We start from the raw sequence: 16,477 nt of genomic DNA on the forward strand, positions 1-16,477 counted from the left end.
GGGGATGAGCGCGAAGACGACGGGACGCGCCGCGCCGGCCGGCGACCTGCGGCTGGTCAACCTGACCAAGAGGTTCGGCATCTTCACCGCAGTCGACGACCTCAGCCTCACCATCCCGCAGGGCTCGTTCTTCGCCCTGCTCGGGGCGTCCGGCTGCGGCAAGACCACCACCCTGCGCATGATCGCCGGCCTGGAGCAGCCGACGAGCGGGCAGGTGCTGCTCGGTGACCGGGACATCGCCCGGCTGCGCCCGTACAAGCGGCCGGTCAACACCGTGTTCCAGAGCTACGCGCTCTTCCCGCACCTCAACATCTTCGAGAACGTGGCGTTCGGGCTGCGCCGGCGCGGCATCCGCTCCGTCGACGACGAGGTCCTGCGGATGCTCGCGCTGGTGCAGCTCGACGACTTCGGGCACCGCCGCCCGGCCCAGCTCTCCGGCGGGCAGCAGCAGCGGGTCGCGCTGGCCCGGGCGCTGATCAACCAGCCGCAGGTGCTGCTGCTCGACGAGCCGCTCGGCGCGCTCGACCTGAAGCTGCGCCGGCAGATGCAGATCGAGCTGAAGCGCATCCAGACCGAGGTCGGGATCACCTTCGTGCACGTCACCCACGACCAGGAAGAGGCCATGACCATGGCCGACACGGTCGCGGTGATGAACGCCGGGAGGATCGAGCAGCTCGGCGCCCCGGCCGACATGTACGAGTACCCGGCCACCGCGTTCGTGGCGAACTTCCTCGGCCAGTCCAACCTGCTCGCCGCCGAGGCCGCGGGCGGGAGCGGGTCCGAGGTGCCGGTCACCGCGCACGGCGCCCGGTTCTCCGTGCCTGCCGGCCGCGCCCGCGCCGACCGGGGCGAGGTCTACCTGGGGGTACGCCCCGAGAAGCTGCACCTGGCCGACTCCGCCGACCAGGTGCCCGCCGGCCACCAGCACGTCACCGGCGTGGTCAGCGACGCCTCCTACGTCGGGGTCAGCACCCAGTACCTGGTGCGCACCGGTTGGGGCAGCGAGCTGTCCGCGTTCGCGGCGAACAGCGGGCTCGGCGGCCGGCTGCCGGTCGGGGCGGCCGTGGTGGCGCACTGGGACCCCCGGCACGCGTTCCTGCTGCCCCGGGCGCCGGGCCAGGACGACCGCACCGCCGGCCTGCTCGACGAGCCGGTGGGTGCGTCCTCGTGACGGCGCTGGCCCACGTACCCACGTCGACGGGGCAGCCGGCGGGGCCCCCGCCGCCGCCCCGGCACGACCGGCACCGGCTGCTGCCGTACCTGCTGTTGCTTCCCGGCGCGGCCTGGCTGCTGCTGTTCTTCGCCGTGCCGCTGTTCCAGCTCGCCGCCGCGAGCCTGTACGACCCCACCGGCTCGCTCTCCACCGGGTACGCGCTGACCTGGGCTTTCGGCAACTACCCGGACGTGTTGCAGGCGTACTGGCCGCAGTTCGCCCGCTCCTTCGGCTACGCCGGGATCGCCCTGCTGCTGGCCCTGCTGATGGGTTACCCGCTGGCGTACGCGATCGCGCAGAAGGCCGGCCGGTGGAAGAACCTGCTGCTGGTCTGCGTGGTTGCCCCGATGTTCACCAGCTTCCTGGTGCGCACCCTGGCCTGGAAGACGATCCTGTCCGACAACGGCTGGCTGGTGGGGCTGCTGCGCGACGTGCACCTGCTCGGCCCCGACGGCCGGCTGCTGGCCACGCCGGTCGCGGTGGTCCTCGGGCTGACGTACAACTTCCTGCCCTTCCTGGTGCTGCCGCTGTACGCGAGCCTGGAGCGGCTCGACTACCGGCTGCTGGAGGCGGCGAGCGATTTGTACGCGAGCCCGGTGCAGATCTTCCGCAAGGTGACCCTGCCGCTGTCGATGCCCGGCCTGATCGCCGGCACGCTGCTGTTCTTCATCCCGGCCACCGGCGACTACATCAACGCGGAACTGCTCGGCACCCCCAACGAGTACATGATCGGCAACGTCATCGACTCGGCGTTCCTGGTCCGGCTGGACTACCCGCAGGGCGCGGCGCTGTCGTTCCTGCTGATGGCGGCGATCCTCGCGGTGGTCTTCGGGTACCTGCGCCGGGCCGGCACGGAGGAGGTGCTGTGAAGTTCTCCCGCTGGCTGGCCGACCACTGGGTGATGGGCGTCGCCCTGCTGGTGCTCGGCTACCTGTCGCTGCCGATCCTGGTGGTCGCCGCCCTGTCCTTCAACCGCCCGTCCAGCCGCCTGTCGTACGACTTCAACGAGTTCACCCTGGACAACTGGCGGCAGCCCTGCGCCACCTCCGACATGTGCGACGCGGTGCTGCGCAGCGTGCAGATCGGCTTCATCGCCACCGTCGTCGCCACCGTGCTCGGCACGCTGATGGCGTTCGCGCTGGTCCGGCACCGGTTCACCGGACGGTCCGGGATCAACCTGCTGATCTTCCTGCCGATGGCGACCCCCGAGCTGGTGATGGGCACCTCGCTGCTGGCCCTGTTCGTCTCCGCCGGCGTGCCGCAGGGCTTCTGGACCGTCGTCATCGCGCACGTCATGTTCTGCGTGTCGTTCGTGGTGGTGACCGTGAAGGCGCGGCTCGCCGGGATGGACCGGCGGCTGGAGGAGGCCGCGGCGGACCTGTACGCCAGCCCGTGGCAGACGTTCCGCCTGGTCACCCTGCCGCTGGTGCTCCCCGGCATCGTGGCCGCCGCGCTGCTCGCGTTCTCGCTCAGCTTCGACGACTTCATCATCACGAACTTCAACGCCGGCACCACCGTCACGTTCCCGATGTACGTCTGGGGTGCCGCCCAGCGGGGCATCCCGCCGCAGGTCAACGTCATCGGCACGGCGATGTTCGTGATCGCGCTGCTGCTCGTCGGGCTCACCTCGCTGCGCGGGCGGCGGTCCCGCCGCGCCGGCCTCCCGGTCGCCCCGGCGGCCGGTCGACGGGCGAAGAGCCCGACATGATCCTCCCGCATACCGGCCGGGCGCTCGCCGACGCGGCGCCCGTGCCGTACTGGCTCGACCGGCCGGAACGCCCCGACCCGGTGCCCCCGCTGACCGGCCCGCACGCCGCCGACCTGCTGGTGATCGGCGGCGGGTACAGCGGGCTGTGGGCGGCCCTGCTGGCCAAGCAGGCCGAACCCGACGCCGACGTGCTGCTCGTCGAGGCCGGCACCTGCGGCTGGGCGGCGTCCGGGCGCAACGGCGGGTTCTGCGCCGCCTCGCTCACCCACGGGCTGGCCAACGGGGCGGACCGGTTCCCCGGCGAGATCGCCGAGCTGGAACGCCTCGGCCGGGAGAACCTGGCCGACATCGCCGCCACCGTCGACGCGTACGGCATCGACTGCGACTTCGAGCGCACCGGCGAGCTGGCGGTGGCCGTCGAGCCGTACCAGCTCGCCGGGCTCGCCGAGGACGCGGAACTGGCCCGCCGGTACGGCCACGACGCGCGGCTGCTCGACCGCGACGAGGTACGCGCCGAGGTCGACTCACCGACGTACCTCGGCGGGTTGTGGGACCGCGACCGGGTGGCGATGCTCGACCCGGCGAAGCTGGCCTGGGGACTGCGCCGCGCCTGCCTCGACCTCGGCGTGCGGATCCACGAGCACACCCGGGTCACCGGCCTGCGCCGCGACGGCGCCGTCCTGCGCGCCGCCACCCTCGGCGGAGCCGGGCGGGCCCCCGGCGTCGTCCGCGCCCGGCGGGTGGTCCTCGCCACCAACGCGTTCCCGCCGCTGCTGCGCCGGCTGCGCGCCTGGCTCGTCCCCGTCTACGACTACGCGCTGATGACCGAGCCGCTGACCCCGGCCCAGCGGGACGCGATCGGCTGGCGCAACCGGCAGGGGCTCGCCGACACCGGCAACCAGTTCCACTACTACCGGATCACCGGCGACGGGCGGATCCTGTTCGGCGGCTACGACGCGGTCTACCACCACGGCAACCGGGTCGCCCCCGAACTGGAGCAGCGGCCGGCCACCTTCACCGCCCTCGCCGAGCACTTCTTCACCACGTTCCCGCAGCTCGCCGACGTGCGCTTCAGCCACCGTTGGGGCGGCGTCATCGACACCTGCACCCGGTTCTGCCCGTTCTTCGGCACCGCGTACGACGGGCGGCTGGCGTACGCCGCCGGCTACACCGGCCTCGGCGTCGGGGCCACCCGGTTCGGCGCGCGGGTGATGCTCGACCTGCTGGCCGGCGGGGACACCCCGCTGACCCGGCTCGACCTGGTCCGGGGCAAGCCGCTGCCGTTCCCGCCGGAGCCCGTCCGGGCCGCCGGCATCCACCTCACCCGCTGGTCGCTGGCCCGCGCCGACGCGCGCGACGGCCGGCGCAACCTCTGGCTCCGTACACTCGATCGTCTTGGTTTGGGGTTCGATACCTGATGCGCATCCTGCTCGTCGGCGCCGGCGGCGTCGGCTCCGCCGCCGTCGCCATCGCCGCCCGCCGAACATTCTTCGAGACCATGGTCGTCGCCGACGCCGACCCCGCCCGCGCCGCCCGTGCGGTCGAGGGCCACGGCCACCGCTTCGTCGCCGCGACCGTCGACGCGTCCCGCGCCGACGCCGTCGCCGCGCTGTGCCGCGAGCACCGGATCACCCACGTGCTCAACGCCGTCGACCCGCGCTTCGTCATGCCGATCTTCGACGGCGCGTACGCGGCCGGCGCCGACTACCTCGACATGGCGATGTCCCTGTCCCACCCGCACCCGAAGCGCCCGCACGCCGAGACCGGAGTGAAGCTCGGCGACGACCAGTTCGCCGCCGCCGACCGGTGGTCGGCGGCCGGCCGGCTCGCGCTGTGCGGCATCGGCGTCGAGCCCGGCCTGTCCGACGTCTTCGCCCGGTACGCCGCCGACGAACTGTTCGGCGAGATCGACGAGATCGGGGTACGCGACGGGGCGAACCTGACCGTCGACGGCTACGACTTCGCCCCGTCCTTCTCCATCTGGACGACGATCGAGGAGTGCCTGAACCCGCCGGTCATCTGGGAGCGGGACCGGGGCTGGTTCACCACCGAGCCGTTCAGCGAGCCCGAGGTGTTCCACTTCCCCGAGGGGATCGGCCCGGTCGAGTGCGTCAACGTCGAGCACGAGGAGGTGCTGCTCATCCCGCGCTGGGTCGACGCGCGGCGGGTCACCTTCAAGTACGGCCTCGGCGAGGAGTTCATCGAGGTCCTGCGCACCCTGCACAAGCTCGGCCTGGACTCCACCGAGCCGGTCACCGTGCGGGGCGTGCCGATGTCCCCGCGCGACGTGGTGGCCGCCTGCCTGCCCGACCCGGCCAGCCTGGGCGGGAAGATGCGCGGCAAGACCTGCGCCGGTACCTGGGTCCGGGGTCGTTCCCCGTCGGGCGAGCCCCGCGAGGTCTACCTCTACCACGTCGTCGACAACGAGTGGTCGATGCGCGAGTACGGCCACCAGGCCGTCGTCTGGCAGACCGCCGTCAACCCGGTCGTCGCCCTGGAACTGCTCGCCACCGGCGCGTGGTCCGGCACCGGCGTGCTCGGCCCGGAGGCGCTGCCCCCGCGCCCGTTCCTCGACCTGCTCACCGGCTACGGCTCGCCCTGGGCGATACAGGAACGATGACCCGCCACGGCCGCTCGTACCGGGGGCTGGCGGAGCGGTGACCCGCCGCCCCTCCGCGTCGATCATGGACTAGCGGTGCCCGAATGGTGATGTTTCACCGCTTATGTCGGGCACCACGACTTCATGATCGGCGGGGTGGGTAGCAGGTTGGGGAGGTGGAGTGGGGGTTGTGCACAAGGGGCGGTGTTGTCCACAGGTGGGGCGGGCGGGGTGGAAGTGGGGCCGGGGTGAGCGTCACCGTGCCAGGGTGGCGGATGAACTGTTCTCGTATCGGGAGTTGTTGGGGGCGGGGCTCAGCCGGGAGGCGGTGCGCAGCCGGGTTCAGGCGGGACGGCTGCGTCGGCTAGCACGTGGCGTCTACGGGTGGGAGGGAGCGGCTGGCGAGCCGCTAGCCGCGCTGTTCCGGCGGCTCCCGTCGGATGCTGTGGTCGGGTTCCAGACGGGGGCTCAGCTACACGGTTTCGAGGCGTTGCCCACCAAATACGTGCACGTGATCGTGCCAGCCGGTTCGGTCGTACCGCAGATCCGGGGGGTGTTGGCGCACGAGGCTGTCCTTCCCGTACGCGACGTGCGCCAGGTCTGCGGGGTGCCCTGCGCGTCCGCCGCCCGGTGCGCCGTCGACCTGGCCCGCACGACCCGCCGGATGGACGCGCTTCCGCTGCTCGACCTCTGTCTGCGCGTCGGCGCCTGCCTGCCCGATGAGTTGCGCACCGAGGTGTCCAGGCACGCGCGGCTTCGCGGCGTCCGGCAGGCCCGTCAACTGGTGGATCTCGCGGATCCGCGGGCGGAGTGCCGGCAGGAAAGTCAGCTGCGACTGGTGCTCGTCGACGCGGGGCTGCCGGTGCCGGAGCCGCAGCTGTGGGTGCCGGACGAGTGGGGCGTGCCGCTGTATCGGCTGGACCTCGGCTACCGGACGCGCCGGATCGGCATCGAGTACGACGGTGTCTCGCACCTGGACCGCGACCGGCTCCGCCACGATCGCTCCCGCATGAACTGGCTCTCTGCTCACGGCTGGCACATGCGCTACTTCACCGACCGAGACCTCTACCGCCGCCCCCGCCACATCGCGACGACGATCTCGGCCCTCCTCCGCCCCTGACCCCCTGAGCCCCCTGAGCCCCGTCGATCATGGAGTCGTGCTGCCCCGCATAACGGACATTGTTGCCATGCTGCCCACCATGACTCCATGATCGACGGGGTTCAGGGAAGGTGGGAGCGGATCAGGAATCTCACACCGTCGGGGGCCTCCAGGCTGAAGCCGCTGCCCCGGCCCGGGACCACGTCGACCGTGAGCCTCGTGTGCCGCCACAGTTTCCACTGGGCCGCGGAGATCCAGAACTCGACCGTCTCGGGGACGCCGTCGACCACCAGCGAGGCGAGCAGCACGTCGGAGCCGCCGGTGCGGAACTCGCCCGCCGGGTAGCACATCGGGGCGCTGCCGTCGCAGCAGCCGCCGGACTGGTGGAACATCAGCGGCCCGTACCGCCCCCGCAGCGACCGGATCAGCTCGGCCGCCGCGGGGGTGAGCGAGACGGGCGACGACGTGGCGTCACCGGGGGAGCCGATCGGCATCAGAAGAAGCCGAGCTTCTTGGGGGAGTAGCTGACCAGCAGGTTCTTGGTCTGCTGGTAGTGCTCCAGCATCATCTTGTGGTTCTCCCGGCCGATGCCGGACTGCTTGTACCCGCCGAACGCGGCGTGGGCAGGGTACGCGTGGTAGCAGTTCGTCCAGACCCGACCGGCCTGGATCGCGCGCCCGGCCCGGTACGCGGTGTTCATGTCCCGGGTCCAGACGCCGGCCCCGAGCCCGTACAGGGTGTCGTTGGCGATCTTCACGGCGTCGTCGAGGTCGGCGAAGGAGGTCACCGAGACCACCGGGCCGAAGATCTCCTCCTGGAAGATCCGCATCGAGTTGTCGCCCTCGAAGATGGTCGGTTCGACGTAGTAGCCGCCGGACAGCTCGCCGCCGAGGTCCGTCCGCGAGCCACCGGTCAGCACCTTCGCGCCCTCCTGGCGGCCGATGTCCAGATAGGACAGGATCTTTTCGAGCTGGTCGTTGGACGCCTGCGCGCCGATCATCGTGTCGGTGTCGAGTGGGTGGCCCTGGCGCACCGCCCGGGTCCGGTCGACCGCCGCCGCCAGGAAGTCGGCGTAGTGGCCCTGCTGGATCAGCGCCCTCGACGGGCAGGTGCACACCTCGCCGGAGTTGAGGGCGAACATGGTGAACCCCTCAAGGGCCTTGTCCAGGAAGTCGTCGGACGCCGCGCTCACGTCGTCGAAGAAGATGTTCGGGCTCTTGCCGCCCAGCTCCAGGGTGACCGGCCTGATGTTCTCGCTGGCGTACTGCATGATCAGCCGCCCGGTGGTGGTCTCGCCGGTGAACGCCACCTTCGCCACCCGGGGCGAGGAGGCCAGCGGCTTGCCCGCCTCGACGCCGAAGCCGTTGACGACATTGACCACGCCGGGCGGGATCAGGTCGGCGACCAGCGAGAGCAGGTAATGGATCGACGCCGGGGTCTGCTCGGCGGGCTTGAGCACCACGGCGTTGCCGGCCGCGAGGGCCGGGGCGAGCTTCCAGACGGCCATCAGGATCGGGAAGTTCCACGGGATGATCTGTCCGACCACGCCGAGCGGTTCGTGGAAGTGGTACGCGACGGTGTCGTCGTCCAGCTCGCCGAGGCTGCCCTCCTGGGCCCGGATCGCCCCGGCGAAGTACCGGAAGTGGTCGATCGCGAGCGGGATGTCGGCGGCCAGGCTCTCGCGTACCGGCTTGCCGTTCTCCCAGGTCTCGGCGACCGCGAGGGACTCCAGGTTCTCCTGCATCCGGTCGGCGATCCGGTTGAGGATCAGCGCCCGCTCGGCAACCGGGGTGCGACCCCAGGCGTCGGCCGCGCCGTGGGCGGCGTCGAGGGCGCGTTCGACGTCCTCGGCGGTGCCGCGGGCGACCTCGCAGAACGGCTGGCCGGTGACCGGGGTGGGATTCTCGAAGTACTGGCCGCCGTGCGGCTTGACGTACTCGCCGCCGATGAAGTGGTCGTAGCGGGACTGCCAGTGGGTGGGCGCGTCGTAGCGCGTCATCGGTACCTCCGCCGTCGGTGGTCGGGGTGATGACGCGACGCTAGTTACGCGGACGTTGCAGCGACGTTGCGCGGCCGAGTCCGTACTCGATGCCGAGCTGGCGGGCGCGGGCCAGCGCGAGGGGCCGGCGGGGCGCGCCCGGCGGCAGCGCCCGCGCCAGGGCCTGCCAGGCGGCCAGGTCGTCGGTGCCGGCGGGCGTCGCGGTCCAGGCCGCGAGCGCCGCCGGGTCGCCGCCGGCCAGCACGGCGGCGCGCAGTTGCCCGTCGACCAGCCGGCGCAGCCGCGCGACCCCCGGCGCGTCGGAGCCGGGCAGCAACGACCCGGGGTACGCGTCGAGCGCCCCCGCCACCTCACCCCGCTCCAGCAGCTCGGTGACGGTCCGGAAGTCCGCCCGCACCAGGGCGCGCAGCCGGTACGGGCGGGAGTCGAGCAGCTCCGCCCCCAGCGCCCGGCGCAGCCGGGACAGCTCGGCGCGCAGGGTGACCGGGTGCAGCCGGTCGTCGCCGTACAGGTCGAGGCCGAGCTGCTCGCCGGTGCGTCCCTCGGGGTGGTCGAGCAGCAGCACCAGCAGCTCGCTGTGCCGGCGGCCGAGCCGGACGGTCCGCCCGCCGACGCGCAGCTCCGCCTCGTCGCGGCCCAGCGCGCGCACGGTGACGGCGTCCGGCTCGGCCGGGTGCGCGGCGGCGAGCTGTGCCTCGGCGGCCCGGGCGGTGGCCCGGACCAGGGCGAGGCTCTGCGGGTGGGCGAGGTGGTCGCCGCCGGTGATGTCGACCGCGCCGAGCAGCCGCCCCGTGGTCGGGTCGTGGATCGGGGCGGCGGCGCAGGTCCACCGCTGCACGGGCCGGCTGAAGTGCTCGGTGGCGAAGATCTGCACGCTGTGGTCGCAGGCCAGGGCGGTGCCGGGGGCGTTGGTGCCGGCGTGCGCCTCGTCCCAGCGGGCGCCGGGCACGAAGTTCATCCGCTCGGCGTGCCGGAGCACCCCGGGATGCCCCTCCACCCAGAGCAGCCGCCCGTGCGCGTCGCAGACCGCCATCAGGTGTGCGCCATCCAGGGCGATGCCACCGAGCAGGTCCCGGAACAGCGGCAGCACCCCGGCCAGCGGGTGGGCGGCCCGGTAGCTCTCCAGTGCGTCGTCGGTCAGCTCGACCGGCGGGGCGACCTCGGGGTCGACCAGCGCCGAGCGCTGCCAGGACCGGCGGACCACCTCCCGTACCCGGCGCGGCTCGGTGCCGGCGGCGAGGAACGCCTCATGGGCGGCGCCGACCTGCGCGATCCGTTCCGCCGGATCGGCGCCGAATTCCAGGGCGAGCCACGGGTCAGCCATCGGCGACCTCCTCGCGACCATCGTGACGCAGCTCACCGCCGATCGCCAACACCGGGTGCCGGCCGGGTGGCGGGCCCGTTCGGGGCCCGTCAGCCGAAGGCGGCGTCGAGGAGGTCCAGGCCCCGGGCCAGCTCCGCCTCGGAGATGACCAGCGGGGGCAGGAGGCGCAGCACGTTGCCGTACGTGCCGCAGGTCAGGGTCAGCAGGCCGGTGGCGTGGCAGGCCGCCGAGACCGCCGCCGCGGCGACCGGATCCGGGACCAGGGTGCCGGGCCGGACCAGCTCCACGGCGAGCATCGCGCCCCGGCCGCGCACCTCGGCGATCCGCGGATCGCCGGCGGCGATGGTGCACAGCCGCTCGTCCATGGTCGCCCCGATCCGGCGGGCGGTGGCGGCCAGGTCCAGCTCGTGCATGGTCTCGATCGCCGCCAGCGCCGCCGCGCAGGCGATCGGGTTGCCGCCGTACGTGCCGCCGAGGCCGCCCACGTGCACCGCGTCCATCAGGTCGGCCCGGCCGGTCACCGCCGCCAGCGGCAGGCCGCCGGCGATGCCCTTGGCCAGGGTGACCAGGTCCGGGACGACGTCCTCGTGGTCGCAGGCGAACCAGTCCCCGGTGCGGCAGAACCCGGTCTGGATCTCGTCCGCCACGAAGACCACCCCGGCCGCCGTCGCCCACTCGCGCAGTGCCGGCAGGAACCCCGGCGCCGGTACGACGAAGCCACCCTCGCCCTGGATCGGCTCGATCAGCAGCGCGGCGACGTTCTCCGCGCCGACCTGCTTCTCCACCGTCTCGATCGCCCGGGCGGCGGCCTCCGCCCCGGACAGCCCCCCGTCCCGCAGCGGGTACGACATCGGCACCCGGTAGACCTCGCCGGCGAACGGACCGAACCGGTGCTTGTACGGCATGTTCTTCGCGGTCAGCGCCATGGTCAGGTTGGTCCGGCCGTGGTATGCGTGGTCGAACACCACCACCGCCGGCCGTCCGGTGGCGTGCCGGGCGATCTTCACCGCGTTCTCCACCGCCTCGGCGCCCGAGTTGAACAGCGCCGAGCGCTTCTCGAACGTGCCGGGGGTGAGCGCGTTGAGCCGCTCGCAGACGGCCACGTACGACTCGTACGGCGCGACCATGAAACAGGTGTGGGTGAACCGCTCGACCTGCGCCCGCACCGCCTCGACCACCCGCGGGGCGGAGTTGCCGACGTTGGTGACCGCGATGCCGGCGGCGAAGTCGATCCACTCCCGCCCGTCGACGTCGGTGATCGTGCCGCCGCTCGCCCGGTCCACGTACGCGCCGACGACGCTTCCGACGCCCCGGGCCACCGCCGCGCCGCGCCGCTTGTGCAGCTCCTCGCTCGACGCCACCGGGTCCCTCTCCGTTCGCGACTGCGGGGCTCGCAGAACCGGCTCACTCCTCGCGCTCACCGGTCAGCCCTCGATGTTGTGCATGACGTGCTTGATCCGGCTGTAGTCCTCCAGGCTGTAGACCGAGAGGTCCTTGCCGTGGCCGGAGTGCTTGAAGCCGCCGTGCGGCATCTCCGAGACGAACGGGATGTGGGTGTTCACCCAGACGCAGCCGAAGTCGAGCCGGCGGGTCATCCGCATCGCCCGGCCGTGGTCGCGCGTCCAGACCGAGGCCGCCAGGCCGTAGTCGACGCCGTTGGCCCAGCGCACCGCCTCGTCCTCGTCGGAGAAGCGCTGCACGGTGATGACCGGCCCGAACACCTCCTGCTGGATGATCTCGTCGGCCTGCCGCACGCCGGAGACCACGGTGGGGGAGTAGAAGTACCCGCGCTCGCCGACCCGGGAGCCGCCGGTCCACACGCTGGCGTGGTCGGGGAGCCGGTCGACGAAGCCGCTGACCCGGGCGAGCTGGTTGGCGTTGTTCAGCGGGCCGTACAGCACGTCCTCGTCGTCCGGGGCGCCGGTCCTCGTGTTGCGGGCCTGCTCGGCGAGCGCGGCCACGAAGTCGTCGTGGATGCCGGGGCCGGCGAGCACCCGGGTCGCGGCCGTACAGTCCTGGCCGGCGTTGAAGTAGCCGCCCATCGCGATTGCCTCGGCCGCCGCCGTCACGTCCGCGTCGTCGAAGAGCACCACCGGGGCCTTGCCGCCCAGCTCCAGGTGGGTCCGCTTCAGGTCCGGCGCGGCAGCGGAGGCCACCTCCATGCCCGCGCGGGTAGAGCCCGTGATCGACACGAGCTGCGGGGTCGGGTGCGACACGAGGGTACGACCGGTGTCCCGGTCACCGCAGACCACGTTGAACACCCCCGGCGGGAAGAACTCGGCGGCGATCTCGGCCAGCAGCAGCGTCGACACCGGCGTGGTGTCGGACGGCTTCAGCACCACCGTGTTGCCCGCCGCGAGCGCCGGGGCGATCTTCCAGACCGCCATCATCAGCGGGTAGTTCCACGGGGTCACCTGGGCACACACGCCGATCGGCTCGCGCCGCACGTAGGAGGTGTGTCCGGGCAGGTACTCCCCGGCGGAGCGGCCCTCCAGCAGCCGGGCCGCGCCGGCGAAGAAGCGGAACTGGTCCACCGCCGGCGGCAACTCCTCCTCGGCGGTGAGCTGGCGGGGCTTGCCGGTGTTGCGCACCTCCGCGTCGACCAGGTCGGCCGCCCGCGCCTCCACCGCGTCGGCGAGCTTGAGCAGCGCCTTCTGCCGCTCGCCCGGGGTGGTGTCGCGCCACGTCTCGAACGCGGCGGAGGCCGCCCGCATGGCCGCGTCCACGTCCGCCGCGCCGGAGACCGGAGCCTGGGCGAAGACCTCACCGGTGCACGGGTCGACCAGGTCGGCATACCCGCCGTCCACCGGGTCGACGTACGCGCCGTTGACGAAGTTGCGCAGCTTCTGCTGGTCGCTCATCAGGTGTCTCCGAGGTATGGCCGGGGGTGCGGACAGCGGAGGTTATCGGAATCTGACTGCCATCTTCGCTACTGAATTCGCGGCAGACAAGGGTTTGAGCGACTGTTTCCGATGCGAGGTACCCGTGGTCTACGCTGCCGAGGTGTGGAGCCGAGAGCCTTCTTCGTCGCCGGTCGCCCCGCACACGGCGAGGGCGAGCTGACCGTCACCCACCCGTACGACGGGCGCGCGGTGGGACGTACCACCCTTGCCACGCCCGACCAGGTCGAGGCCGCCGTCGCGGCGGCGGCCGGGGTGGCGGCGGCGGCTGCCGCCCTGCCCGCGCACGCGCGCGCGGCGGCCCTGGACCACGTGTCGCGCCGGCTCGCCGAGCGGGCCGAGGAGGTCGCGGCGCTGATCACCGCCGAGAACGGCAAGCCGGTCAAGTGGGCGCGGGCCGAGGTGGGACGCGCGGTGTCGACGTTCCGCTGGGCGGCCGAGGAGGCCCGGCGGTTCTCCGGCGAGCTGCAACGCCTCGACACCGACCCGACGGCCACCGGTCGGATCGCCCTGGTCCGGCGGGTGCCGAAGGGGCCGGTGCTCGGCATCGCGCCGTTCAACTTCCCGCTGAACCTGGTCGCGCACAAGGTCGCCCCGGCCATCGCGGTCGGCGCGCCCATCGTGGTGAAACCCGCCCCGGCCACCCCGCTGTCGGCGCTGCTGCTCGGCGAGATCCTCGCCGAGACGGAGCTGCCCGCCGGGATGCTCTCGGTGCTGCCGCTGCCCAACGAGCGCGCCGCCGAGCTGGTCGCCGACCCGAGGCTGCCGGTGGTGTCGTTCACCGGCTCCGGGCCGGTCGGCGCGGCGATCCGCCGGTCCGTGCCCGACAAGCACGTCACCCTGGAACTGGGCGGCAACGCGGCGGCCGTGATCTGCGAGGACTGGAACACCGACGAGGACCTGACCTTCGCCGCGCACCGGATCGCCACGTTCTCCAACTACCAGGCCGGGCAGTCGTGCATCGCCGTGCAGCGGGTGTACGTGCACGAGTGGCTCTACGACGCCTTCCTGCCGAGGTTGGTCGCCTCCGTGGCGGCGCTGCGCGCGGGCGACCCGTCCGACGAACTGACCGACGTCGGGCCGTTGGTGTCGGTCGAGGCCGCCGAGCGGGTCGAGGCGTGGGTCGACGAGGCGGTGGTCGCCGGGGCGACCATCGAGGTGGGCGGCCGGCGGGAGGGCGCGACCTACCCGCCGACCGTGCTGTCCGGGGTGCCGGCCGACGCGAAGGTGTGCGCCGAGGAGGTGTTCGGGCCGGTGCTCGTGGTCGCCCGGGTCGAGAACGACGCCGCCGCGTTCGCCGCCGTCAACGACTCGGCGTACGGGTTGCAGGCGGGCGTGTTCACCCACCGCCTCGACGTCGCCTTCGCCGCGCACCGCGCCCTGGAGGTGGGCGGGGTGATCGTCGGGGACGTGCCCTCGTACCGGGCCGACCAGATGCCGTACGGGGGCGTGAAGGGCAGCGGCGTCGGCCGGGAGGGCCTGCGCAGCGCGATGGACGACTACACCGATCCCCGAGTCATGGTGCTCACCGGCGTGCAGTTGTAGGGGCGCCGGCGGCTACCAGGTGCCGTCGTCGCGTACCCGGGCCGGGGCCCGGCCGAGCAGCAGGGTGGTCAGCGCGGCGTCGATGTCCTCGCCGAGGAACCACTCGCCGGCCTGGTCCAGCACGAAGACCCGCCCCCGCTCGTCGACCGCGATGATGCTCTCCTGGCCCTCCGTGCCGAGCGGGAACAGCCGTACGCCGAGGACAGCGCCGAAGTCGGCCAACGTGTCGGCGGAGTGTGCCGCCCGTGTCGGATTGGTGTTGAAGCGGCTGATCCAGACTTCCCGGCCGGGGCCGCGACGGCGAGGTCGGACTGCCGGGAAAGCGGTGAGGGCGGCCTCGGCGGCAGGGAACGGCTCGTGCCGGTGCAGTCGTCCGAACACCTCGCAGGTCTCCTCGATGGCGCCGGCTGCGAGGGCCGGGTTGAACACGCTGTCCTCCCACCCACCGTCCATCAGTGAGTGCCCTACCTCGACGGGGAAGCGGTCGGGGTGGATCGGTGTCTGCGGCTCCGGCCGCCACTCGCGGGTGTAAGCCAGGTCGGACCAGTCGAGCGCGTGGAAGTACACCAGGAAGTTCACGCACGAGTCGCAGGGCCGATCGGCCAGGCCCCCCGCTGGGTCATCAGGCTCGCGTACCCGGTAAACCTGCAGCCGGGAAGCCTCGAAGACAGACCGGGCATCATCCATGGTCATCGGTTCCCGTCCCCCAGCGGCGCGCCGGTGGTCGTGCTCGTGGAGGACGTCCGATACGACGATCACCTCCGCGTGCCGGTCCCCGCCTCTGACCAGATGGCCCGGAGGCAGCTCGTCGAGGTAGGCCCGGACCAGCGGATGATGCCGAAGCGCGACGTCGCCCTTGACGCCCTGGCAGCTGTGCAGGCGACCTTCGATGGTCAGCTGCGCGACGGCCCCCGGCGTCGGAAGACGGTGTGTCTCCCGGAGCAGTCGGCTCGCCGGGTCGGCCGTGCGCGGCGTGGGCCGCTCCGGCCGGCTGCGCCGGTACAGCTCCCGCACGGCGGGGAACGGCAGACGGGGCCAGGTCGAGACCTCGCCGGTCTCCTTGTCCACGACGGTCGTCGGCAGGTCGCCGGGCAGGACGGTGGCCGACGGGGTCACCGTGGACGTGATCAGGTAGCCGAGGTCGAACTCCTCCACCAGCGGGGCGCACTCGTGCCCGAGGCGCTGGGAGTCCCGGTGCGCCCAGACGGTGGCGAGCTGTTCGGCCTGCTGACGGTCGATCACCCACCTGAAGTTACCGGACCCCACGGATTCCGTGGCGCCCGGTATGGTCTGCCCTACCGACGGTGACGGGGGAGGGTGACGTTGGCCGAGAGTGTGGACCGGGACGCCAACCGGGCGCTGCGGGCCCGGTTCGACGAGGTGTACGGGCAGTACCGGCAACTCCGCTCCGGACTGGACGAACTCCAGACCCGACTCGCGGAGCTCAAGGTCACCGAACGCTCCACCGACGGGCAGGTTACCGTCGTCGCCGGCGCCCGGGGCGAACTCGTCTCGGTGGAACTCCAGCCCACCGTCTTTCAGGACCGGGATGCGCGGGCACTGAGCCAGAAGATCACCACAACTGTGCACCGGGCGACCGCCGCCGCAGTCGCCGCCACGCAGGAACTCGTCGGGGCGTACCTGCCGGCGGGGTCGGGGTCGCTGGGCTTTCTCCGTACGGGCGACTTCGGCGCCCTGCTGGGCCGGGCGGACGCCGTCGTGCGGGGCGGGGAGCGATCGGCGTGACCGAGGGGCAGCTCTGGTTGGACCCGGACCGGGCGCGGCGCGGTGGCGCGGACCTGAGCTCGGCCGGCGAGGCGGTGGCCGACCGACGCGCGCAGGTGGGCGGCCGGATCGCGGCGGCCAGCGCGGCCCGCCCCTGGGGCCGGGACGACCTCGGCGCCGCGTTCGACAAGCAGTACCGCGGGTTCGAGGAGACGCTGCTGCGGGCCTGGGCGGGCATCGGGCGTGCCCTCGACAACCTGGGCGAGGATGTCGTGCGGTCCGTGGACAACGAAGTGACGACGGACGTGCGGAGCGCCGGACGGCTCGACCGGATCTCCGACCAGCGGCGCGCCGGGCGCTGACGT

General features: G+C 72.6%; 15 protein-coding genes. 9 read left to right on the forward strand and 6 right to left on the reverse strand.

Annotated features, from left to right (window positions below; translation table 11 throughout):
- Positions 1–4: 4 nt before the first annotated feature.
- The 6 genes from C5N14_RS04300 (at position 5) to C5N14_RS04325 (ending at position 6,640) form a co-directional block, all read left to right on the forward strand.
- Positions 5–1,171: an ABC transporter ATP-binding protein gene (locus C5N14_RS04300; RefSeq protein WP_117666861.1), complete on the forward strand. Its 1,167-nt coding sequence runs from the start codon at positions 5–7 to the stop codon at positions 1,169–1,171.
- The gene (locus tag C5N14_RS04305; RefSeq protein WP_117665721.1) at positions 1,168–2,082 is read left to right on the forward strand and encodes an ABC transporter permease; all 915 of its coding nucleotides are present in this window, start codon (positions 1,168–1,170) and stop codon (positions 2,080–2,082) included. The genes C5N14_RS04300 and C5N14_RS04305 overlap by 4 nt, the downstream gene beginning before the upstream one ends.
- Positions 2,079–2,921: an ABC transporter permease gene (locus tag C5N14_RS04310; protein ID WP_243639150.1), complete on the forward strand. Its 843-nt coding sequence runs from the start codon at positions 2,079–2,081 to the stop codon at positions 2,919–2,921. The genes C5N14_RS04305 and C5N14_RS04310 overlap by 4 nt, the downstream gene beginning before the upstream one ends.
- Positions 2,918–4,339: an FAD-binding oxidoreductase gene (locus C5N14_RS04315; RefSeq protein ID WP_117665723.1), complete on the forward strand. Its 1,422-nt coding sequence runs from the start codon at positions 2,918–2,920 to the stop codon at positions 4,337–4,339. The genes C5N14_RS04310 and C5N14_RS04315 overlap by 4 nt, the downstream gene beginning before the upstream one ends.
- Positions 4,339–5,541, forward strand: a complete 1,203-nt coding sequence (locus C5N14_RS04320) for a saccharopine dehydrogenase family protein (RefSeq protein ID WP_117665725.1) — start codon at positions 4,339–4,341, stop codon at positions 5,539–5,541. The genes C5N14_RS04315 and C5N14_RS04320 overlap by 1 nt, the downstream gene beginning before the upstream one ends.
- 247 nt (positions 5,542–5,788) lie before the next feature.
- Positions 5,789–6,640, forward strand: coding sequence for a type IV toxin-antitoxin system AbiEi family antitoxin domain-containing protein (locus C5N14_RS04325; protein ID WP_117665727.1), 852 nt, complete (start codon positions 5,789–5,791; stop codon positions 6,638–6,640).
- Positions 6,641–6,741: 101 nt separating this feature from the next.
- Here C5N14_RS04325 and C5N14_RS04330 read toward each other — a convergent pair whose 3' ends face one another.
- The 5 genes from C5N14_RS04330 to C5N14_RS04350 form a co-directional block, all read right to left on the reverse strand.
- Positions 6,742–7,113, reverse strand: a complete 372-nt coding sequence (locus C5N14_RS04330) for a DUF779 domain-containing protein (protein ID WP_117665729.1) — start codon at positions 7,111–7,113, stop codon at positions 6,742–6,744.
- The gene (locus tag C5N14_RS04335; protein WP_117665731.1) at positions 7,113–8,618 is read right to left on the reverse strand and encodes an aldehyde dehydrogenase family protein; all 1,506 of its coding nucleotides are present in this window, start codon (positions 8,616–8,618) and stop codon (positions 7,113–7,115) included. The genes C5N14_RS04330 and C5N14_RS04335 overlap by 1 nt, the downstream gene beginning before the upstream one ends.
- Positions 8,619–8,658: 40 nt before the next feature.
- Positions 8,659–9,942, reverse strand: coding sequence for a GAF domain-containing protein (locus C5N14_RS04340; protein WP_117665733.1), 1,284 nt, complete (start codon positions 9,940–9,942; stop codon positions 8,659–8,661).
- 89 nt (positions 9,943–10,031) lie between these two features.
- Positions 10,032–11,303 carry a 4-aminobutyrate--2-oxoglutarate transaminase gene (gene gabT / locus C5N14_RS04345; RefSeq protein ID WP_117665735.1) on the reverse strand — a complete coding sequence of 424 codons (1,272 nt, stop codon included), beginning with the start codon at positions 11,301–11,303 and terminating at the stop codon, positions 10,032–10,034.
- A 63-nt stretch (positions 11,304–11,366) separates the two neighbouring features.
- Complete coding sequence (locus C5N14_RS04350) at positions 11,367–12,803, reverse strand: gamma-aminobutyraldehyde dehydrogenase (protein WP_117665737.1); 1,437 nt, start codon at positions 12,801–12,803, stop codon at positions 11,367–11,369.
- Positions 12,804–12,947: 144 nt separating this feature from the next.
- On the opposite strand from C5N14_RS04350, the gene C5N14_RS04355 reads away from it, so the two are divergent.
- Positions 12,948–14,387 (forward strand): aldehyde dehydrogenase family protein, encoded by a 1,440-nt coding sequence (locus C5N14_RS04355; RefSeq protein ID WP_117665739.1) that lies wholly within the window; start codon positions 12,948–12,950, stop codon positions 14,385–14,387.
- A gap of 12 nt (positions 14,388–14,399) precedes the next feature.
- Here C5N14_RS04355 and C5N14_RS04360 read toward each other — a convergent pair whose 3' ends face one another.
- A complete protein-coding gene (locus tag C5N14_RS04360; RefSeq protein ID WP_117665741.1) occupies positions 14,400–15,629 on the reverse strand; it encodes an SUKH-3 domain-containing protein in 1,230 nt (409 codons plus the stop codon).
- A gap of 75 nt (positions 15,630–15,704) precedes the next feature.
- Between C5N14_RS04360 and C5N14_RS04365 the strand changes: the two genes are divergently transcribed.
- Entirely contained in the window at positions 15,705–16,133 is a 429-nt protein-coding gene (locus C5N14_RS04365; RefSeq protein WP_243639151.1) for a YbaB/EbfC family nucleoid-associated protein, read from the forward strand.
- Positions 16,130–16,474: a hypothetical protein gene (locus C5N14_RS04370; RefSeq protein ID WP_117665743.1), complete on the forward strand. Its 345-nt coding sequence runs from the start codon at positions 16,130–16,132 to the stop codon at positions 16,472–16,474. The genes C5N14_RS04365 and C5N14_RS04370 overlap by 4 nt, the downstream gene beginning before the upstream one ends.
- Positions 16,475–16,477 lie beyond the last annotated feature (3 nt).

The organism is Micromonospora sp. MW-13 (genome assembly GCF_003434305.1).
Lineage (GTDB): Bacteria > Actinomycetota > Actinomycetes > Mycobacteriales > Micromonosporaceae > Micromonospora.